General features: G+C 55.9%; 15 protein-coding genes. 14 read left to right on the top strand and 1 reads right to left on the bottom strand.

What is annotated here, in order from left to right; all coding sequences use genetic code 11:
• Complete coding sequence (locus ACFPMF_RS21525; protein WP_379848919.1) at positions 1-1275, top strand: dihydrolipoamide acetyltransferase family protein; 1275 nt, start codon at positions 1-3, stop codon at positions 1273-1275.
• 71 nt (positions 1276-1346) lie between these two features.
• Here ACFPMF_RS21525 and ACFPMF_RS21520 read toward each other — a convergent pair whose 3' ends face one another.
• On the bottom strand, positions 1347-1964 hold the full coding sequence (locus tag ACFPMF_RS21520; protein WP_379848917.1) for an RNA polymerase sigma factor: 618 nt from the start codon (positions 1962-1964) through the stop codon (positions 1347-1349).
• 321 nt (positions 1965-2285) lie between these two features.
• Between ACFPMF_RS21520 and ACFPMF_RS21515 the strand changes: the two genes are divergently transcribed.
• The 13 genes from ACFPMF_RS21515 to ACFPMF_RS21455 all read left to right on the top strand — a co-directional run.
• On the top strand, positions 2286-2966 hold the full coding sequence (locus ACFPMF_RS21515; protein WP_379848915.1) for an RNA polymerase sigma-70 factor: 681 nt from the start codon (positions 2286-2288) through the stop codon (positions 2964-2966).
• 70 nt (positions 2967-3036) lie between these two features.
• A complete protein-coding gene (locus tag ACFPMF_RS21510; protein ID WP_379848913.1) occupies positions 3037-4050 on the top strand; it encodes a FecR family protein in 1014 nt (337 codons plus the stop codon).
• A gap of 44 nt (positions 4051-4094) precedes the next feature.
• Complete coding sequence (locus tag ACFPMF_RS21505) at positions 4095-7622, top strand: SusC/RagA family TonB-linked outer membrane protein (protein WP_379848911.1); 3528 nt, start codon at positions 4095-4097, stop codon at positions 7620-7622.
• A gap of 13 nt (positions 7623-7635) precedes the next feature.
• Entirely contained in the window at positions 7636-9078 is a 1443-nt protein-coding gene (locus ACFPMF_RS21500; RefSeq protein WP_379848909.1) for a RagB/SusD family nutrient uptake outer membrane protein, read from the top strand.
• Positions 9079-9152: 74 nt separating this feature from the next.
• Positions 9153-10316: a beta-propeller fold lactonase family protein gene (locus tag ACFPMF_RS21495; RefSeq protein ID WP_379848907.1), complete on the top strand. Its 1164-nt coding sequence runs from the start codon at positions 9153-9155 to the stop codon at positions 10314-10316.
• Between the two features lie 75 nt (positions 10317-10391).
• A complete protein-coding gene (locus ACFPMF_RS21490) occupies positions 10392-11000 on the top strand; it encodes a NanQ anomerase/TabA/YiaL family protein (RefSeq protein ID WP_379848905.1) in 609 nt (202 codons plus the stop codon).
• 45 nt (positions 11001-11045) lie between these two features.
• Positions 11046-12020, top strand: a complete 975-nt coding sequence (locus ACFPMF_RS21485; protein WP_379848903.1) for a D-2-hydroxyacid dehydrogenase — start codon at positions 11046-11048, stop codon at positions 12018-12020.
• 13 nt (positions 12021-12033) lie between these two features.
• Positions 12034-13161: a zinc-dependent alcohol dehydrogenase family protein gene (locus ACFPMF_RS21480; RefSeq protein WP_379848901.1), complete on the top strand. Its 1128-nt coding sequence runs from the start codon at positions 12034-12036 to the stop codon at positions 13159-13161.
• 2 nt (positions 13162-13163) lie between these two features.
• Positions 13164-14639: an NAD-dependent succinate-semialdehyde dehydrogenase gene (locus tag ACFPMF_RS21475; RefSeq protein ID WP_379848899.1), complete on the top strand. Its 1476-nt coding sequence runs from the start codon at positions 13164-13166 to the stop codon at positions 14637-14639.
• 27 nt (positions 14640-14666) lie between these two features.
• A complete protein-coding gene (locus ACFPMF_RS21470) occupies positions 14667-15932 on the top strand; it encodes an MFS transporter (protein ID WP_379848897.1) in 1266 nt (421 codons plus the stop codon).
• Between the two features lie 121 nt (positions 15933-16053).
• Positions 16054-18498 carry a TonB-dependent receptor domain-containing protein gene (locus tag ACFPMF_RS21465; protein WP_379848895.1) on the top strand — a complete coding sequence of 815 codons (2445 nt, stop codon included), beginning with the start codon at positions 16054-16056 and terminating at the stop codon, positions 18496-18498.
• Positions 18499-18533: 35 nt separating this feature from the next.
• Entirely contained in the window at positions 18534-20309 is a 1776-nt protein-coding gene (locus tag ACFPMF_RS21460) for an L-lactate permease (protein WP_379848893.1), read from the top strand.
• 41 nt (positions 20310-20350) lie between these two features.
• Positions 20351-21623, top strand: a 1273-nt coding sequence (locus ACFPMF_RS21455) for a malate synthase (protein ID WP_379848891.1), incomplete at its 3' end; no start/stop codon positions are given.

The raw sequence follows: 21623 nt of genomic DNA, 5'->3' as shown, positions 1-21623 counted from the left end.
ATGAGAGACATTATCATGCCCTCGATGGGCGAAAATGTAAAGGAAGGACTCGTGGTGGCCATTGCCGTTAAACCGGGCGAAACCGTGAAGGATGGCCAGACGCTAATCGAAGTCGAAACCGATAAGGTGACGTTCGAAATACCGGCGGAAGGTTCGGGTGAGATTGCGGAAATTCTGGTCACAAAAGGCGGGACAGTAGCACCCGGCGACGTGCTGGCCCGCTTAACGGCTATAGTGAATAAAGACGGAGAAGTTCAGGACGTGAAAACCGGATCGGAACCTGAATCCCCGGTTACGGCATCGGTACCCAAAACGGTCGAAAAACCGGAAATCGTTCCTGCTGCCAGGCAGGAGGTGGGGACGCAGCGGAACGGGAATAAGGTGGTTTCGACGCCCCTGGCCCGGAAGCTGGCCCGGGAACTGGCGATTGAATTATCCGAGCTTCAGCAATCGGTCAATGGGCGGATTTCGTTCGCGGACGTAAAAAACTACGCCAGAAACCGGATTCGTCAGCGTGGACAGCAAGGCCACGCACCCGTCGGCGTGTATGCCCCTCCGTTACCGGATTTTGAACGGTTTGGCCCCGTGCGATACACGGAAATGACGCCGACGATGCTGGCTACCAGCCGGACCATGACCGTGGCCGTCAGCCAGATTCCCCACGCCTGGATTCAGGAGAAAATCGATATTACCGACCTGGAGAACAACCGGAAAAAGCACAAGAAACAGGTGGAGGCTGCGGGCGGTAGTCTGACGATCACGGCGTTGCTGGTCAAGGCCGTCGTCCAGGCTCTGCGGGCGTTTCCGTTGCTGAATGCCAGTGTGGATCCGGAAAAGAAGCAGATCATCAGCAAGGAATATTACCATATCGGGGTGGCGGTGGATACCGACAAAGGCTTGCTGGTGCCCGTGATCCGGAATGCCGACCAGCGTACGGTGACGGACATTGCCCGCGAACTAACGCGGATTTCGGCGGACGCCCGCGACCGGAAAACCAAACCGGAGGACCTGGAAGGCGGCACGTTCACCCTTTCCAACCTGGGGGGTATCGGCACGACAGGCATCAACCCGATTGTCAACTGGCCGCAGGTGGGGATTCTGGGCGTTTCGGCGGGGCAGCTGGAGCCGGTCTGGCAGGACGATCAGTTTGTGCCCCGGCTGCGGATGCCGGTCACGCTTGGTTTCGATCACCGGGTTATTAACGGGGCTGATGCGGCCCGGTTTTTACAATACCTGAAAAAAATAACCGAGGACCCGTTTCTGCTCCTGCTCTGAAGCGCCCCGGTTTTTCTCAATGGAATAAATGCGGTGAAAGACAGGGGAAATGACGTTCGACTGGCCAGCAGCTAGTTGCCCAGCAAGGTTGAGATGAGTTTGATCAGCAGGACGACCGGAACCTGAATGAAGTAAATGATCCGGTATTTGTTGAATTTCTGGCGGATCGTTTTCAGCGCTTTGTAGATGTGATTTTCGACGTTGCTGGTACTGGTTTGCAGGATTTCGGCGATCTCGGTATTGCTCAGGCCCTCGATCCGGCTCATGACGAAAACCTGTTTGCGGACGGGCGGCAGATCGTTGAAGATTTCCTCCAGCACCTGCTGAAGTTCTTCGAAGTTCATCCGGTCTTCAGTGACATTTCCCGACTGGTTGGAGGGGTTGTCGAGGTATTTGAAGTAGGCCAGTTCGTGGACCCGGTGCCGGGCGTGGTTGTAAACGATGTTGCGCGTGATGCGGAAAAGATACCCGTCGAAGTTGAGGGAAGGATCGATAAACTGCCGGGTTTCCCATAACCGCACAAAAACCTCCTGCACGACTTCCTCGGCTTCATCACGGTTTCCGGTGAGCTTCAGGGCGAATTGAAACAGCCTGGCATCAAAGTGATAGTAGATCCGTTCAAAGGCCGTTCGATCCCCTGATCGCAAATCTTCTATCCATTTGCTCAACGTTTCATCACGGTTGTTCATTGATTTATTAAATAAAAACAAAGATATTTAATATTCTGACAATAAAAATAGGGGGTAAAGAATGGAAATGTAAAAGATACAGGAAGCATTGCTCCCCGCCGTTTCTACTGCCCGTCTCCTGATGAAAGTGCCCGAACAGGCCTGACTGGCTACCCTGAAGTCGATCCGCAGGCCCAACCGATGGACGAAAAAACCGGATTTCCGATCGTAGACGCATGAGCCGAAAAAAAACGTCCGATCGACTACGTACGAACCTCGGGTTTTTTGTCATACAAGTATAAGGTGAATTTTTTTAAGAAAATCTTGTTCGATTACTAGCCCATGCAAATGGCCTTCGCCCCCTACGTGACCGTTCCGGGAACTCGAATCATGACTCCGCCGGAGGAACGAAACACCCCGACACCTGACACCACAACCACACTGGTGGATAGCGAACTGTTTATTCGAAAAACGTTTGAGGTGAATGCTCAGAAAGGTTGCGAATTGCTGTTCCGGTTATATTACCCCGCCCTGTGTTCGCACGTTGCCCGGATTGTTTATTCCCGGGAAATTGCCGAGGATCTGGTTGCGGATGTATTTTTCACCTTCTGGAACACACGGGCTTTTCAGGTCATCACCCAGTCGTACCGCTCATACCTGTTCCGCTCGGCCCGTAACCGGGCCTACAATTACCTGGCGAATGAATTGAAGAAAACCGACTCCCTCGAAACCGCTCTGCAAAGCGAAGCCGCGTCTTCCGACAGTCCGGAGCTGATGATGTCCTATGAACAATTGTACCATAAGGTGAACGAACTGGTGGCGGCTTTGCCTCCGCAGTGCCGGAAAGTCTTCATTATGAACCGGTTTGAAGGCCGGAGGCCGAAAGATATTGCCGAATCGCTGCAACTGTCGGTTCGAACGGTGGAGGTCCATATTGGGAAAGCCCTGAGTACCTTACGGACTGGACTAAAAGAACAATGGCTGTTTCTGCTGCTCATCGGGGTGCTGGTCGGCCTGAGCTGAGCGGATTTTTGCGGTCAGACTACGTATCCTATTGAAAAAAATTGTCTTTAAGGTAGAGACTACCCTCACGATGAACACAACCATAAACAAGCAGCTTCTTTTTGACCATTTTGCCAATCAGACGAGTCCGTTGCAAAAGAGGCAAATTGAAGAATGGTTAGAGGATGAGCACCATCAGGAGCTGTTTTATCAGTGGCTGGTCGAGTGGGAACACCAGGCCGCCTTATACCAGCCCGAAGTGGAAGGCCCGCTGCAGCGCTTTGTCGAGCATATGGCAACCAACACCGTCCCGGTTTCGGAGCCAGTCGTCGGCGATCCGTCGGTTTTGGGTCTGGTACGATCATGGTTTTCCGTTCGCTGGGTAGTGGCGGCCTCCGTTCTGTTCCTGCTCACATTTTCGGCCTGGCTGGGTCGCGATTGGCTGCTCTGCCAAACCTATCGCACCGGTTTCGGGGAAACCCGTACGCTCCAGTTGACGGACGGCAGCCGGGTAGTCCTGAATGCCAATTCGGAGCTGGACGTGCCCCGCTTCGGTTTCGGGCAGGACACGCGGGAAGTCTGGTTGCGGGGCGAGGCTTTTTTTGCGGTATCTCATAAGGTTGATAACCAGAAGTTTGTAGTCAATGCTGACAAGAAATTCAGGGTAACGGTTCACGGCACGGAGTTCACCGTCTACGCCCGGCCCCAGGGGGCTAAGGTTGCGCTGGAAGAAGGCAAAGTGGCGGTAAATTACACAGTTGGCAAAGAGACGAAGGAGGTGACGCTAAAACCGGGCGACCTGGTCACGCTGGATCCGCAGAACCGCACCAAACTGAAGCGAAAGGTGGAAACCCGCAAATACTCGGCCTGGAAAGAACACCGGTTTGTTTTCGACGACATGACCCTGCGTGAGTTTGGCGATATGCTGGCCGAAACCTACGGGCTGACGGTTGAAATTCCCAGCGACGAGCTGGCCCGGCGAACGCTCGTTGGCTCCTGCCACGCCACGTCCGTCGACGATTTGTTGGAGACCATTGGTGACCTGTTTCACCTGACCATAGAGCGCCAGCAAAACCGGATCATTCTATACCGTAATTTCAATTGATTCCCCGATATATCCTTAACTAAACCCTATAACTGCTTTTTATTATGGTCAACACCTTCCGCATGCTGAGGGTAGGGGTACTTTTGCTCTGCCTTCTCTGTCTGGAGCGATTGAGCATCGCCCAAACGCTGGCTTCGGCCCAGCGACCAGCAACGACCACCACCCCGGCGGCTCCCGAAACGCGCAAGTTGCGAACGGTGCTTCAGGATCTGAAAAACCATTATCAGGTCGATATTCTGTTTGAAGGTGGTTTGATCGACCGCATCCTGATTCCGTCGGATGTGGTCAATTATGCCGATAATTTCGAGCGCAACCTGAACAAAGTGCTGCAGATCGCCAACCTTCGCTACAAAAAAATTAAGGGTGGTGGTTATGTCATTCTGGGGAAAGAAGCGCCCGGAAAATGGGGCGCCACCAGTTCCCGGACTCCCGGCCTAACCCCGATCGGTTTGCAGAAAGCCATCCAGGAAGCGGTCGCACCCCCAGCCATCCTGACCGAACCGGCTACTGGGGCGGCTGAAAAAGCACCGGCGGCCGACATTTCTGTGCAGGGGACGGTTTCGGACGAAAAAGGCGAAGGGTTGCCCGGCGTCAGCATTGTGCTGAAAGGCACGCAGAAAGGAACAACCACCGACGTCAACGGCCGTTATAAACTCGATGTGCCCGGTGCGGCTGCCACGCTGATCTACAGTTTTGTCGGCTATGCTTCGCAGGAAATCGTCGTCGGTAACCGCACCACGATCAACCTCACGCTCCTGGTCGACAACAAGACGCTGAGCGAGATCGTCGTCATTGGGTACGGAACCGTCGAAAAGAAAGACCTGACGGGTTCGGTGGCGTCGATCGGTAGCAAATCCATTCAGGAACTGGCCGTTCCCCGTGTTGATCAGGCCCTGATGGGCAAGATTGCGGGGGTTCAGGTTAAACCCGTTTCGGGCGAACCGGGCTCGGCTCCCCAGATCCGGATTCGGGGCATTGGCAGCATTTCGGCCGGCGGAAGTCCGCTGTATGTGGTGGACGGGTTTCCGGTTTCGAGCATTCAGAGCCTGAATCCGAACGATGTCGAAACGATCGACGTGCTGAAAGATGCGTCGGCCACGGCCATTTACGGCTCACGGGGTTCCAACGGGGTGGTGATCATCAATACCAAACGCGGAAAAACCGGGAAAGCCAGCCTGAATTTCAATTACCAGTTCGGTTTCCAGAAAATTGCCAAAACCCCGAAACTGCAATCGGGACTGGAAGAAGCCCAGCACTATTTCGACGGGGTTCGGAACCGCAACCTCGACGAGGGCAACGACGTGTCGGGCAACCCGCTGAACTGGAAAGCGCCTGTTCCGCAAACGATTCTGGATGTGTTGTCCGGAAAAATTACGACCAACGAAGAACCACTGGATGCTATTCTGCGCACGGCCCCGCAGCAGCAATACCAGTTGAGTGCCTCGGGTGGGAGCGAAAACATGCGGTACGCGGTCAGTGGCGAATACCTGGATCAGGACGGGATTATCCTCAATACCAACTTCAAGCGGTATTCGGCGCGGGCCAACATCGACGCCAAGCTGTCGCCCCGGCTGTCGCTGAAAATTAACTTCAATCCCTCCTATACCGACAAAACCAACGTGGGCGGTGCGGGTGCCGAAGACGTCGCGACGTATTCCGACATTACGAACAATCCGCTTTACAACGCGCTGGTGATTCCAACCTACCAGTCGCTCTACAATCCCGACGGGAGCTATTACCCGTTTGGCAACGGCCTGGATGCGGTGGTGACCAGCAAAAATCCGGTGGCCCTGGCCCGCGAAGTGCGGGGAAAACAGCGGGGCATTGGGTTTCTGGGCAATACCATTCTGGATTATACCCTGCTGGACGGTCTGAAGCTCAACGTGATGCTGGGCATCAACCTGATGAGTATCAAGGGCAGCTACTTCAAACCGCAGATGGCGGCTTTTCTCAACGAACTGGCGTCGGGAACCGATAATGCCTCACAACGGCTGAACTGGATTACAGAAACGACCCTGAACTACACCAAAAGCGTCGGAAAGCATAACTTCACCGGCTTGCTGGGCTACACCACCCAGCGCGACCGGTTTGAGTCCAACACGCTGACCAGCAACCGGTATCCGAATAACCTCGTTCCGACGCTGAGTGCGGTGAGCGGGATTTTAACGGGCGGGTCCTCCAACGTCGCCGAATGGTCGTTATTGTCGTACTTAGGCCGGGTCAATTACAATTTCAACAGCAAATATTACGTCACGGCCTCGGTCCGTACCGATGGTTCGTCGCGGTTCGGCTCCGAGAACAAATACGGGGTGTTTCCGTCGTTCGCCCTGGCCTGGCGGGTGTCGGACGAAAATTTCATGAAGGACTTCCGGTTTGTGAGCGAACTGAAACTGCGGGCCAGTTACGGAAAAACCGGGAACAACAACATCGGGAATTACGACCACCTGGCCACCATCAACTACGAAAAATATATTCTGGGCGGTACCGGTCTGGGCGGCTACTCGCCGGGTCGGCTGGCCAATCCGAACCTGACCTGGGAAACCCAGCAGCAGGTTAATTTTGGTCTGGATTTCAGTATGTTGAATAACCGGGTGTCAATGTCACTCGATCACTTCCGGTCGCGGAATACGGATCTGCTGCTGAACGTCAACATTCCGGACATTACCGGTTTCAACACGGCCTTGCAGAACATCGGCGAGGTGCAGAATACCGGCTGGGAAGTGTCCATGAATACCATTAACACCCAGGGGGCTTTGAAATGGCAAACTTCCCTGAACTTCTCGGCGTATAAAAACGAAGTGCTGCGACTGGGGCCGTCGGGCGACCCAATTATTTCGGGTGGGAATATCACCATGATCGGACAACCGGTCGGGATGTTTTTCGGCTGGCTCACCGACGGCATCTTCAAGACGCAGGCTGAACTCGACAAAGGGCCGCTCTGGAACCCCGGTGGCCGGGATCAGTCGCGGGTGGGTGATGTGCGGTTTGTGGATGTCAGCGGCCCCGACGGGACGCCCGATGGTGTGATCAACAGCTTCGATAAAACCGTCATGGGTTCGCCCTACCCGGATTTTTATTACGGAATGACCAATAATTTGTCGTATAAAAGCCTTAGTCTGAGCGTCAGTCTCCAGGGCGTGTACGGCAACAGTGTGCTGGCCCTGTCGCGCGAGCAGCTGGCCAACAACCGGGCGCGTTTCCGCCAGTATGCCTTCATGAACGACTACTGGAAATCCGAGCAGGAACCGGGCAACGGCTATTCCGTCCGGCCCAACGACGTGCCGACGGGGAACTTCCGGGGAACTTACAGCCAGCGCTGGCTCGATACCGGCTCGTACCTGCGGATCAACAACATCGTGCTGGGATATGCTCTTCCCGATTATATCGCTAAAAAATTGACCCTCAGTTCGGTGCGGTTTTCAGTGACCGCCAACAACCCTTTCCTCTTTACGAAGTTCATTGGTTTCAATCCGGATGTCAGCCGGACCGACAGCCCGCTGACGCCGGGCAACGAGCGGTATGACTACCCGACGGCGAAGTCGCTTCTGTTTGGTATTAACATTGGTTTTTAACCTTCCTACTCCGATGAAAAAGATCGCTTCCATTCTCACCTGTGTACTGCTCCTGATGAGCGCCTGTCGGGAGGATTTTATTGAAATACTGCCCGAAGATACCGTGACCGTCGACCTGCTATATAAAACCGACAAAGACTTTCAGGATGCCGTGGTCGGTATTTACGGGATTTTTCAGGATCAGTACCAGAACATGTATTACTTCGGCGACATCCGGGGCGACGATTCCTGGGATGAACTGGTGAAAGGTACACCCGGGGCCGTCGATAATTTCACGCTGTCGAACGACGACGGGTTGCTGATCAGCACCTGGCGGAATTATTACAAGGCCATCACCCGGGCCAATACGCTGCTCGAAAAAATCGCCAGTGCTGACCCGGCCTTGGTGACCAACAAAGACCGTCACATTGGGCAGGCCGAGTTCCTGCGGGCGCTGGCGTACTTCGATCTGGTCCGGATTTTTGGCGATGTGCCGCTGGTGACGAAGTCGTTGAGCATTGAGGAGTCGTACAAGACACCCCGCGAAAAAGTGGACAGAATTTACGACGAGGTGATCATCAAGGACCTGCTCGACGCGGAAGCTAAACTGCCCACCAGCTATTCGGGGGCCGAGGTGGGCCGGGCTACGAAGGGTGCGGCCCGGGCCCTGCTGGGGAAAGTCTACCTGACCCGGAAAGATTTTGCCAAGGCCGAAGCGAAGCTCCAGGAAGTGACTACGATGGGCTATGCGCTGCTGCCCAACTTCGCCGACCTGTGGGATTACGGCAAAAATGAACACCATAGCGAATATATTTTCGACATCGAATACGAACAGGGGCTGGGTGGGGAAGGCAGCGTATATACGAACCGGTTTACGCCCAAGTTTACCAACATGATTGCGTTTTACGGCATTGCCGGTTCGGTCGATGACCAGAATACACCCCACCAGGTGCTGTTCGATCTGTTCGAGACGAAGGACAAGCGCCGGGAAATCACCGCGACGCGGGGCTATTACGACGCTTCGGGCAAGTTCGTGCCGATTCTGATTTCCTCCAACAACATGTCGGCTTATACGCGGAAATACATCATGCGAATTGCGACGGCCAACGACAGCCCGGCCAACTGGAAGGTGATTCGCTACGCCGATGTGCTGCTGATGTACGCCGAAGCCCTGAATGAGAACGGTAAAACGGCGGCTGCTCTGCCTTATCTGAATCAGATCCGGACGCGGGCCGGGGTGGATCCGTATCCCACGCTGACGCAAACGCAGACGCGCGAAAATATTGCGCTGGAACGTCGTCGGGAACTGGCCTTCGAAGGCCACCGCTGGTTTGATCTGGTCCGCACCGGGCAGGCGTTTGCCGTCATGCAGAAGTACGGCATGAAGCAACACATGGCGGTTTTTCCGGTGCCGCTGGCGCAGGTTCAACTGATCAATGACCGCAGTATCTTCCCGCAGAATCCGGGCTATGATTGAGCAGTTTTGGGGTATAAACCCCGGTTCATTAAGTCGTTATGCGTACCTTTCTTTCCCTTAACCAGTTTGTATTTATGAAGACTCCAAAAAACGTTATCCTGCTGCTGTTAGGCAGCTTATTCTTCCTGTCGACCACCGCCTGGATCGCTTCATCGGAGGTGTTGCCGGGCCGTAACGCGCCCAAGCCCGCGCCCAAAGCGCAACGCCTGTTGTATGTGGTGACGCCGGGCGTCCGGAATTATTTAGGCTACGGCGGACACGGCATTCAGGTGTTCGATATCAACAACAACCACCGGTTTGTTAAATTCATCAAAACCGGCGGAATCAACAAAAAAGGAAAACCGTCGAACGTGAAAGGCGTCGATGTGAGCCTGGCCACCAACTGCATTTACATCAGTACGCTGGAAGCCATCCAGTGCATCGACCTGGTGACCGAAAAACTGCTGTGGGAGAAAGAATACGAAGGGGGCGTCGACCGTATTTCCATTTCTCCGGATGGTAAAATCATTTACGCGCCCTCGCTCGAAAAAGAATTCTGGACGGTGGTCGATGCCAAAACCGGGAATGTGATTACCAAAATCGTGACCAACTCCGGATCGCACAACACCATTTATGGCCCCGATGGCAAAGCCGTGTACATGGCCGGGTTGAAATCGACGATGCTCAATGTCGCCGATACCAAAACGCATACGGTCACGAAACAGGTGGGACCGTTCAGCGCCGACATCCGTCCGCTGACGATCAACGGTTCGCAGACGCTGGTGTACGTGAACGTCAACGGTCTGCTCGGTTTTGAAATCGGCGACCTCGTCACCGGCAAATTCCTGCACCGCGTGGTGGTCGAAGGCTTCAATATAGGCGAGGTGAAACGGCATGGCTGCCCGAGCCACGGCATCGGCATGACGCCCGACGAAAAGGAAATCTGGCTGTGCGACGGCGCCAACAACCGGATTCACGTGTTTGACAATACGGTGATGCCGCCCGTGCAGAAAACCTCGATTCTGCTGCGCGACATGCCGGGCTGGATTACCTTCAGTCTGGACGGTAAATATGCCTATCCTTCATCGGGCGATATCATCGACGTGAAAACCCGCAAGATCGTCACGACGCTGGAAGATGGGCAGAATAACTGGGTGCAAAGCGAGAAAATGGTGGAAATCCATTTTGCGGACGGCAAACCCGTGGCCGCCGGCGACCAGTTTGGCATCGGGCAGTTGAAACAGGTTGCCCGGAATTAACCCATCCTTCAGTCTCTTCATAAACACCCTCGGCACCCGGTTTTCGGCTGCGGTGCCGAGGGAACTGGAAAAGGTATGAGAAAGCGATTCATGATAGCACCCATCCTGCTGGTGGGGGCACTGCTGGCCGGTTTTCCGCTCTTCGCGCAGGACAACGCCCAAACCAATCAATGGTATGCCAAAAAAGAATGGCTGAACGGGCTTCCGGCCAAACCGGCCGAGGTGGTTAACAAAGCCGAGTTTGCCCGGCAATACCAGCGCAATAAAGCCGCCTGGGACAAAGCGTTTGCCTTCCTGAAAAACACAGATTTTACCCGGCTTCGCCCCGGTAAATACCCCATCGACGACGAAAATGTGTATGCCACGATTTCGGAAGGACCGGCGCGGGAGATTTCCAATTCCAAATGGGAAGCCCACCTGAATTACAACGACATCCATTTTGTCGTGAAGGGAAAGGAAAAAATCGGGATCATCCCCGTCGGGCAGGTGAAAAACAGCGTGGCCCAGGCGTACAGCGCCGACAAGGATATTGCCTTTTACACCACCGACAAAGGGACTTTTTACGAAGCCGAGCCCGGTCTTTTTTACATCATCACGACCCAGGAGGCTCATAATCCCGGCAACAAAGTGGCGGGGTATGAAGGCGTGAAAAAAGTGGTGGTCAAAGTCCGTAATGTTCCTTAATCCATTCCAATGCCGTATTTTCGTTCAGATCGTTACTTGTCCGTTATGATGCAAATCGTGTTCTTAGACACAAAAACCGTGGGCGATGTGCCGAACCTGCGCTTGTTGGAAAAGTTTGGCCCGGTTGCCTATTACGAAACCACCCGGCCGGAGCAGGTCGTGGAGCGAATCCGGGATGCCGACATGGTGATCACGAATAAAGTAGTGCTCGACCGGGCGACGATCGAGCAGGCTTCCCATCTCAAACTCATCTGCATTGCCGCCACCGGGACCAATAACGTCGATAAGGCAGCCGCCGAAAACCGGGGGATTCCGGTCAAAAATGTGATGGACTATTCGACCCAGAGTGTGGCGCAGGGCACGTTTGCGATTCTGTTTCAATTGCTGGTAGACATTCCGTATTTCGACCGGTACGTGAAAGGCGGAAGTTACTCCCGAAACGATATTTTTACCCATTTCGGACGCGGTTTTCGGGAGATAGCCGACAAGCGGTTCGGGATCATGGGCCTGGGAACGATCGGTCGACAGGTGGCGAAAATTGCCGAGGCATTTGGTGCGGAGGTAGTCTACTATTCCACGTCCGGCCAGAACACCCAGCAACCCTATCCGCGGCTGGAACTGGACGAGTTTTTACGCACCTGCGACATTGTGTCGATCCACGCACCTTTGAACGAGAAAACCGCCAACCTGATCAATTACGAACGGCTGTCGCTGATGAAGCCGTCGGCACTGCTGATCAATGTAGGCCGGGGCGGCATTGTCAACGAAGCCGATTTGACGCAGGCGCTGGACGAACAGTTGATTGCCGGAGCCGGGATTGATGTCTTTGAAAAAGAACCGATTTCTGCGCAAAACCCCTTGTTGCAGGTAAAAAATCCGGATCGGTTGGTATTGACTCCGCACGTCACCTGGGCCAGTGTGGAAACCCGAACCCGGTTGATGGAAAAGATTGCGCAGCATATTGAAGAATTTTTGAATGTATGGACCGAAGGAACGACCTCCTTAAACGCCGAGCGATAACAACGATAACCACATGAAAATCAGGGCAGCAGTCTTACACGAAATGGGCAAGGAACGCCCGTACACCACCAGTAAACCACTCACCATTGAAGACATTGAACTGGCGCCACCCCGCGCCGGGGAGGTGCTGGTTCGCATCCGGGCCGCCGGTCTTTGCCATTCCGATTTGTCGGTGATCGACGGAAACCGCCCGCGCCAGATGCCGATGGTGCTCGGCCACGAAGCCGCGGGCGAGGTGGTCGAACTGGGGCCGGATGTGCACGATCTGGCCGTTGGCGATCATATCGTGTTTTCGTTTCTGCCGATTTGCGGTCACTGTATGCCCTGCATGACCGGACGCCCGGCGTTGTGTGAGAATGGCCTGGCCGCCAACAACAAGGGCGAGTTGATGGGGGGCGGTTCCCGGCTTCAGAACCAGCAGCACGAACTCGTTCACCACCACATGGGCGTGTCCGGTTTTGCTGAATACAGCGTCGTTTCCCGCCAATCGATCGTCCGGATCGACCCGACGCTGCCTTTCGACATTGCGGCTCTGTTTGGGTGCGCCATCATGACCGGCGTGGGGGCCGTGATCAATACCGCCAAACTAACGCTCGGACAAACCGTACTGATCACCGGTATGGGCGGCATCGGTTTCGCGGCTCTGTTGGGTGCGCTGGCCGGTGGAGCGAGTAAAATCATTGTGGCCGATGTCAACAAAGACAAGTTGGCGAAAGCCCTGGAACTGGGGGCCCACGCCGTCGTTGATTCATCAGAGGCCACAGCCGTCGAGCAGGTGAAAGACCTGACCCGGGGAGGGGTCGATATCGGTTTTGAGTTCGCAGGCGTGGTGCAGGCGCTGGAGTTTACCTACAACGCCACCGGGCGGGGCGGAAAAACCGTCACGGCGGGTTTGCCGCACCCGAGCAAGCTCTTTCAGCTTTCCCCCACGAAGCTGGTGGCGGATGAACGCACGCTGCAAGGTTCGTACATCGGGAGTTGCGTTCCGGCGCGGGATATTCCGGCTTACATCGCTCTTTACCAGGCTGGCCGATTGCCGGTCGATAAACTGATGACCCACAAGATCGGTCTGGACGATATTAACGAGGGTTTTGAACGACTGGCCAAAGGCGAAGCGATCCGTCAGATAATCACTTTTTAATGATGAATACAATCCCTATTTCGCAGGAACCGAAAACTGCCCATACGCTCATCCGAACGCAGTCATACATCAACGGGGAATGGGTCAATGCCGCCAGTGGGGCGGTTTTCGAGGTGACCAATCCGGCGACCGGCGAGGTCGTGGCCACGGTGACCGATCTGGACCGGGACGATGTGCGTCGGGCCATCGATGCCGCCTACGACGCCTGGCCCGCTTTTCGCGACCGCACCGCCAAGGAGCGGGCGGTTTTGCTCCGGAAGTGGTTCAACCTGATCCTGGAACACAAGGAAGAACTGGCCCGGCTGATGACGATGGAATGCGGCAAGGTGCTGACCGAAAGCCGGGGCGAAGTCGAGTACGGGGCGTCGTTCATTGAATGGTTTGCCGAAGAAGCCCGTCGTACCTACGGCGATGTCATTCCGGCCAACACCCGCGACAAGCGGATTGTGGTGACCAGACAGTCGATTGGCGTGGTGGCTACGATTACGCCCTGGAATTTTCCGTTGGCCATGATCACGCGCAAAGTCGGCCCCGCGCTGGCGGCTGGCTGCCCGGTGATTGTCAAACCGCCGACCGAAACACCCCTGACGGCGCTGGCACTGGCAGTACTGGCCGAAAAAGCCGGTTTTCCGCCGGGCGTTTTCAATGTCGTCACCACCGCCCATAACGTTGAAGCCGGCCTGGAACTGTGCGAAAACAGCAAGGTCCGGAAGCTGTCATTTACGGGTTCCACGGCTACCGGAAAACTGCTGATGAAGCAGTGTGCGTCGAACCTGAAAAAGATTTCACTCGAACTCGGCGGCAATGCGCCCTTCATTGTCTTCGACGACGCCGATGTGGATGCGGCCGTGAAAGGCGCGATGGCGTCGAAATTCCGCAACAGCGGCCAGACCTGCGTGTGTGTCAACCGCCTGTATGTACACGAGCGCGTCTACGATGAATTCGTGGAAAAACTCACGAAGGCGGTCACGACCCTGCGCGTTGGCAACGGGCTGGACGGTGATGCGCAGATTGGTCCGCTGATCAACGAAAAAGGTGTGGACAAAGTGAAGCGCCACCTGGCCGATGCGCTGGAAAAAGGGGCGAGGGTCGCCGTGGGCGGGCACGAACTGGGCGGTTTGTTTTTCCAGCCTACCATCCTGACCGACGCAACCGCCGAGATGATCATTGCCCAGGATGAGGTCTTCGGCCCTGTAGCCCCGGTTTTCCGGTTTTCGGATGAACAGGAAGTCATCGAACTCGCCAACGCCACACCCTACGGGCTGGCGTCTTATTTCTACAGCAAAGATATTAACCGTTGCTGGCGCGTCGCCGAAGCGCTGGATTACGGCATGGTGGGCATCAACGACGGCATGATTTCCACCGAAGTGGCCCCGTTTGGCGGCATCAAAGAGTCCGGCATTGGTCGGGAAGGCTCCAAATACGGCATGGATTACTTCACGGAAATCAAGTATATGTGCTTCGGCGGCATCAACTAACCCAACATTCCAACCCGGAAACCCGTCATGACCGAACCCCTTCCTAAACATAAATCCCAAAACCGGATGCCAACCGCATCGCTGATCCGGCAACTGCTGCAAATCCCGGTTATCGTAGCCGCCCTCGGTTATTTTGTTGATATCTATGACCTGCTGTTGTTCAGCATTGTGCGGGTCCAAAGCCTGAAGGACCTGGGCGTGAGCGAGGCCGATATGCTGCCGACCGGAATTTACCTGATCAACACCCAGATGGCCGGTTTGCTGATCGGCGGTATCATCTGGGGTATTCTGGGTGACAAACGGGGGCGGTTGTCGGTGCTCTTCGGGTCCATCCTGATTTATTCGCTGGCCAATATCGCCAACGGTTTTGTGACTTCGGTCGATCAGTATGCGGTGTTGCGGCTGATTGCCGGGATCGGTCTGGCGGGTGAACTGGGGGCCGGCATTACGCTGGTGGCCGAAGTGTTGCCGAAAGAAATTCGCGGCTACGGCACCTCGCTGGTGGCGTCGGTCGGGTTGCTGGGGGCGGTTTTGGCCTACTTCATTGCCGATGCGTTCGACTGGCGGAATGCTTATTTCATCGGCGGGGGCCTGGGGCTGCTGTTGCTGATCATGCGGGTGAGCGTGTTCGAGTCGGGTATTTTTACGAACATCAAGGAAAAGGCGGTTTCGCGGGGCAATTTTCTCCAGTTGTTCACCTCCCGATCCCAGTTCATGAAATACCTGCGCTGCATTCTCATTGGGCTGCCGGTGTGGTTCGTGGCCGGTATTCTGATGACGTTTTCGCCGGAGTTCGGACAGGCGCTGAACCTGGATGAACCGGTGGTCGCCGGGAAAGCCGTCATGTGGGAATACATTGGTCTGGCGATCGGCGATTTGTCCAGCGGGATTTTCAGCCAATACCTGAACAGCCGGAAAAAAGTGCTGGGCCTGTTCCTGCTGCTGACCGCTGCGCTGGTGGTGGTCTACCTGTATGTGCCCCTGCATTCTACGACGGTTTTTTACGCGTTGTGCGTTGGTCTAGGATTTGGGGTTGGCTACTGGGCCTTATTCGTGACCATTGCCGCCGAGCAGTTTGGTACCAACCTCCGGGCCACCGTCGCGACCACCGTTCCCAACTTTGTTCGGGGGAGTATCAATCTGATGACGCCCCTGTTTCTGCTTTTCAAAGGACATCTTGGCATTCTCAATGGCGCAGGTTTGTTGGGGCTGCTCACCATCGCAATCGCTTTTCTCGGCCTTTGGAAAATGGAAGAAACCTTTGGCAAGGACCTGAATTTTCTGGAAGAATAAGCGATCTTTCCTCAAACTGGACTAAACCAGTTTTTGCAGCAGACCGGGCTGCGCTTTGGATGATAAATCAAGGGAGTGTTTGATGACTAAATTTGTTATGAGGTGTTTATGGTATATTCGATTGGTCTGTTTTTTAATCCCAAACCGGACGTTCTGCGGTTGTCTGGTGCTGTCGTGCTGGCTGATGGGCCACGCATCAGCCCAGACCACGCTGACTGGCACAGTGACCAATGAGCAGGGAGTGGGGCTGGCAGGGGTGACGGTCAAACTCAGCGATACCAGCCAGGGGAGTGTGACGGACAAAACCGGTTTTTTTACGCTGGAGGCCGTTACGCCCGGAACCTACTACTTGCTTATTTCGAACGTGGGGTACGTTGGCCAGCGGGTGAAAGTAACCGTGCCGAACGGCCCGGTTTTACCGTTGTCGATTACGCTGCGGGAAGGCATTTATACCCTCGATGAGGTCACGATTGAAGACCGAAAAAACAGTATTCAGGTCGAGCGGCTGCCCGATGTGCATCATATTTACCTGATGGCGGGGAAAAAGAACGAAGTCGTTCAACTCGGGGCCGTAAACGGCAACATTGCCGAAAAAAACGGGCGGCAGGTTTTTGCCAAAATTCCCGGCGTGTTTGTCTACGACATGGACGGCAGCGGCAACCAGATCAATATTTCGACGCGTAGTCTCGATCCGCACCGGTCGTGGGAGTACAACATCCGGCAGAACGGCGTGATGACCAATTCCGATATGTACGGTTATCCGGCCAGCCACTACAGTCCGGCGATGGAATCCATCGAGCGGATTGAGCTGGTGCGCGGTTCGGCCTCGCTGCAATACGGGGCGCAGTTTGGCGGTATGATCAATTACGTGACCAAATCGCCGGATACCAGCCGGCGGTTCGGTTTTGAGACGATCAATTCGGTGGGCTCGTACGGGTTATTCAGTTCCTACAACGCCGTTGGCGGGAAAATCGGGAAGCTGACCTACTCGGCATATTACCAGAAACGACACTCGGATGGTTACCGGAAAAACGCCCGTTCCGACGCCGAATCCCAGTTTGTGAGTCTGACGTATGCGTTTAGTCCGTCGTTGCGGGTGAAAGCCGAACTCGGTCGGTCGTCCTACGTGTACCAGCTTCCCGGTCCGCTGACCGATGCCATGTTTGCCGAAAATCCGCGTCAGTCAACCCGGTCGCGCAATTACTTCAACCCCGATATCTACGTTCCCTCGGTGGTGGTGGACTGGCAAGTAAGCCCGAAAACCCGGCTTCGCTGGACGAATTCCGGTGTGTACGGGGCCCGGAACAGCGTCATGATCGACGCCTTTGCCAATGTTCCCGATACGATCAATCCGGCTACAAACCAGTACCGGGCGCGGCAGGTCGATATCGACAACTTCCGGAGCTTTACTTCCGAATTGCGCCTGATGCATCAGTATCGGATAGGCGGTTTGACGAGCGTGGTGGCGGCCGGGGTGCAGTACATGCACAACAACCTCCGGCGTCGGCAACTCGGCAAAGGCACCACCGGCAGCGACTTCGATCTGACCGTTACGGACCCGGTTTTCGGGCGGGATCTGTCCATGAAGACAAGGAATATCGCGGTTTTTGTGGAGAATCTGCTGTACATCACGCCCCGGCTGACACTCTCACCCGGTTTTCGGATCGAGTCAGGCGTGACGGACATGACCGGTACGATTTCGTATTACCAACCCACCGATCTGCCGAACGCGATCCGGCACCGGTTTCCGCTTTTCGGGATCAATGCCCAATACCGCCCCACGGCGGAGACGAAGCTGTACGCGGGCCTTTCGCAGGCCTATCGTCCGGTGGTGTTCAAGGACATCATTCCCGGTTCGGTGCTGGAACAGGTCGATAAAAACCTGAAAGACGCCTTCGGTTACAACCTCGAAGCGGGGATTTCGGGGAGTGTCGGTTCGTTACTGGCCTACGATCTGAGCTTGTTTCAACTGCGCTACAAAAACCGCATGGGCATGCTTTCGATGCAGAACAACACCAGCCAGGCTTACCTGCTGCGCACGAACGTGGGCCATACGATAACCCGGGGTGTTGAACTTTATGCCGAGTACAAACCCGTTCACATCGACCGCAAAGGGGGAACGCCAACGGAATTGTCGGTCTTTACATCAACTTCCTTCTTTGAGGCAAAATACCGGAAAGGCAGCGTCATCAACGGCAGTGAAAATGTCAGCATTGCTGGCAATAAACTCGAGGGTGTTCCCACCTGGATCACCCGCAACGGGCTGCAACTCCAGCACCGGAAACTGTTTGCCACGCTGCAATACAGCTACGTGGGGCAGAGTTTTGCCGACCCGCTGAACACGGTTTTGCCCTCGGCCAACGCGGCCCGGGGCCTCGTTCCGGCCTACGGCCTGTGGGACCTGAACGGCACCCTGCGGCTGAGCCGGTCGTATACGCTAAGACTGGGTATCAACAACCTGACCAACAGACAGTACTTCACGAAACGGCCTGCGATGTATCCCGGCGCCGGGATCTGGAGTTCCGACGGACGCAGCCTCGTGCTGTCGTTCGGCATCAAACTGTAAGAAACCACTCGACTAATCCTAAACCCTTTGTGAGCATGAACTGGACGCAACCAATTGATCCGCTGGGAAACCGGGCCTTATCGGCCCTGGCGGCTTTCGTGCCGATTGCCTTTATTTTCTGGGCGCTGATTATTCGAAGAATGAAGGGCTATCAGGCCAGCCTGCTGACAATTGCGCTGGCGATCGGGCTGGCGATACTGGTATACGGCATGCCGGTGTCCATTGCGCTGTCGTCGGCCCTGCACGGCGCGCTGTACGGTCTGTTTCCGATTTGCTGGATCATCATTGGGGCGGTTTTTCTGTACAATATCACCGTCGCCAGCGGGCAGTTCGAAATCATCAAACACTTCATGGCGTCGATCACGCCCGACCGGCGGTTGCAGGCCATCATCATCGCGTTCTCGTTCGGGGCCTTTCTCGAAGGCTCGGCGGGCATGGGTGCGCCGGTCGCCATCACCTCGGCCATGCTGGTCGGTTTGGGGTTCAATCCGCTGTATGCGGCAGCCGTCTGCCTGATTGCCAACACCGCCCCGGTGGCCTTTGGCTCGGTCGGGATTCCGATCATCATTGCGTCGCACGTGTCGGATATTCCCGAAATGGCGATTTCGCAGATGATTGGCCGGACGCTGCCACTGCTGTCGGTCGTCGTGCCGTTTTACCTGGTGGCTATTATGGCGGGCGTCAAAAAATCCGTAGAGGTGATACCGGCTATTCTGGTGGCCGGTATTTCGTTCGCTTTTTTTCAATGGCTGACGGCCAATTACCTGGGACCGATGCTGCCGGACGTGATTGCCGGTTTGGCGTCTTTGGCCAGCCTGATGCTGTTGCTGCGCTACTGGAAACCGAAAACCGTCTGGACGTTTCGGGAAGAACCGCCCCAAACGCTGGCGCTTGATGTCACTTATACCGCCGGACAGATTTTCCGGGCGTGGTCGCCGTTTCTGATCATGACGCTGATGATTGTAGCCTGGGGGCTGCAACCCGTGAAAGACGCCCTGAACTCGATCGGGACCGCCAAATTTATGATGCCGGGTCTGGAAAACCGCATCCTGAAAACCGACGGGACTCCTTTATTGATCAAACCGTTTGAGTTCAACTACCTGTCTAACTCCGGCCTGGCGGTGATGCTGGCGGCCCTGCTGGCGATGCCGTTGATCGGGATGAGTTACCGCGAGGGGGCAAAGACCTTTGTTGCCACGCTGCGGCAGTTGCGCTTTCCCATCCTGACTATTGCTTCGGTTGTGGGATTTGCCTTTGTGGTGAATAATTCGGGCATGTCGGTGACAATGGCCATGACACTGGCCAGCACCGGTGTTCTGTTTCCGTTTTTTTCGCCGGTTTTGGGCTGGCTGGGGGTCTTCCTGACCGGTTCGGATGCTTCGGCCAACGCCTTGTTCGGGAAACTACAGGCCACTTCGGCCACGGCTATCGGGATTGATCCGCTGATTACGGTCAGTGCCAACGCGTCGGGTGGCGTCACTGGCAAAATGATTTCCCCACAGTCGATTGCCATCGGAACGGCCGCCGTCGGGCTGACCGGCCGGGAGTCGGCGCTGTTCCGGTTGACGGTGAAACACAGTTTCATCATGCTGGCCATTATCTGCGTGATCACCACGCTCCAGGCTTACGTCCTGACCTGGCTGATTCCGGACTACACAATGCTGGAAACAACAGCTTCGGCTGCCGCCACCGAAACCGCCAGCGGGTTTACGTATCTGTTGATTCTGGCAGGGGCGCTGCTGCTGATAGTAGCCGCGGTTTTGCGGCTGAACCGATCCAGCCTATCGGCCACCCGGACCGTGAACCCATAATTGCCTGTTTTGACCCGTTTTCAACCTTAATTACGACGAAAATGACCATTCGCGACAACCTACAGGAAATTTATTCGGATGTGTATACGCCCCAAGCCCTGGCCGCTTTAACCGCCCTGGCCCCCTTGAACCAACGCATCAAAACCCTCATGCAGGACCGCCTGAAACGACGCGCCCACCGCGGGCAAACCCACACCCGCATCCAGTTCCTCGATCCCCAGTCAACCATCCCCGGCTCCTCCATCCGCGTCCAGGACGCCCGCGAGGGCAACTTCGACGGATCGCCCATCCCCGCCGATCTGCAACGCCAGTGGATTCAGGGCACCGGACCGGCCGCCAAACCCAACGCCCCCCTCCAGTCCAGCCTTCGCAACGTGGCCTACGCCCTGCTCTCGGGCGCCGATGGCTGGATGTTCGACGGTGAAGACGCCCTAGGCCAGATCACCACCATGTCGCTCGACAACCAGCGAAACCTCAAACTCGCCATCCATAAAGACCCGGTTTTTCTCAACACCGCCCGGCAGGTGGCGCAGGAAATGAACCGCTGGGCCGATGGTTTTCTGGGCCGGTCGATCATCACCGACTGGGAGCAACAGCTGGCTTTTACCACCAAAATCTTCCGCGCCCGGGGGCTGCACCTGGATGACCGCCATATCCGCGATGCCGACGGCGTGGCCCTGGCCGCTTCCATCGTCGATGCCACCCTGTACGTGGTCAACAACTACCAGGCCCTGCAACAGGCCGGTTCCTCCATCGTGCTGTATCTGCCCAAAATCCAGACCGCCGAGGAAGCTGGCGTCTGGAATCAGCTGCTGACGGCGCTGGAAACCCACCTCAACTTGCCCATCGGGACGATCAAAGTCTACGTGCTGGTCGAGCAACTGGAAGCCACCCACCAGCTGATGGAAATCCGGGCGGTGCTGGGGCGGCATTTCGTGGGCTACAACACCGGTCGCTGGGACTACATCAACAGCGTCTCGGATGCGATGGCCTGGGACAAAAGTTTCGTCAATCCCAACATCGAAGCCATCACGATGACCTACGGTTACATGCGCCACTACGAAGACCGGGTTCGGCGGGCGGTCAACACGCCGGATCGCAACGGGAATTATGCGTTGTGGCAGGGAGGGATGGAGCCCAACATTCCGGTGGGGTCGGAAGCGGGGGTGGCTGCCAGCATGGCCAAAGCGGTGGCGGGGGCGCAGCGGGAGCAGGCCGCCGGGGCCAGTGGCAAGTGGGTGGCCCACTGGAAGATGGTGCACATCGTGCGGCCGGTGTGGGAGCAGGTGGGTGAGCCCAACCAGTTGGGCCGGG

This window comes from Larkinella bovis (genome assembly GCF_042655385.1).
GTDB lineage: Bacteria > Bacteroidota > Bacteroidia > Cytophagales > Spirosomataceae > Larkinella > Larkinella bovis.
Note: the sequence above shows the minus strand (reverse complement) of the source record. Positions and strands in the feature narration are given on the sequence as shown.

What these genes read in the sequence shown, in the direction of transcription:
- ACFPMF_RS21505 (WP_379848911.1), top strand. Translation starts at nt 4,095, where the DNA reads ATGGTCAACACCTTCCGCATGCTGAGGGTAGGGGTACTTTTGCTCTGC.
- ACFPMF_RS21475 (WP_379848899.1), top strand. Translation starts at nt 13,164, where the DNA reads ATGAATACAATCCCTATTTCGCAGGAACCGAAAACTGCCCATACGCTC.
- ACFPMF_RS21470 (WP_379848897.1), top strand. Translation starts at nt 14,667, where the DNA reads ATGACCGAACCCCTTCCTAAACATAAATCCCAAAACCGGATGCCAACC.
- ACFPMF_RS21490 (WP_379848905.1), top strand. Translation starts at nt 10,392, where the DNA reads ATGAGAAAGCGATTCATGATAGCACCCATCCTGCTGGTGGGGGCACTG.
- ACFPMF_RS21480 (WP_379848901.1), top strand. Translation starts at nt 12,034, where the DNA reads ATGAAAATCAGGGCAGCAGTCTTACACGAAATGGGCAAGGAACGCCCG.
- ACFPMF_RS21510 (WP_379848913.1), top strand. Translation starts at nt 3,037, where the DNA reads ATGAACACAACCATAAACAAGCAGCTTCTTTTTGACCATTTTGCCAAT.
- ACFPMF_RS21460 (WP_379848893.1), top strand. Translation starts at nt 18,534, where the DNA reads ATGAACTGGACGCAACCAATTGATCCGCTGGGAAACCGGGCCTTATCG.
- ACFPMF_RS21520 (WP_379848917.1), bottom strand. Translation starts at nt 1,964, where the DNA reads ATGAACAACCGTGATGAAACGTTGAGCAAATGGATAGAAGATTTGCGA.
- ACFPMF_RS21495 (WP_379848907.1), top strand. Translation starts at nt 9,153, where the DNA reads ATGAAGACTCCAAAAAACGTTATCCTGCTGCTGTTAGGCAGCTTATTC.
- ACFPMF_RS21525 (WP_379848919.1), top strand. Translation starts at nt 1, where the DNA reads ATGAGAGACATTATCATGCCCTCGATGGGCGAAAATGTAAAGGAAGGA.
- ACFPMF_RS21515 (WP_379848915.1), top strand. Translation starts at nt 2,286, where the DNA reads ATGCAAATGGCCTTCGCCCCCTACGTGACCGTTCCGGGAACTCGAATC.
- ACFPMF_RS21500 (WP_379848909.1), top strand. Translation starts at nt 7,636, where the DNA reads ATGAAAAAGATCGCTTCCATTCTCACCTGTGTACTGCTCCTGATGAGC.
- ACFPMF_RS21485 (WP_379848903.1), top strand. Translation starts at nt 11,046, where the DNA reads ATGATGCAAATCGTGTTCTTAGACACAAAAACCGTGGGCGATGTGCCG.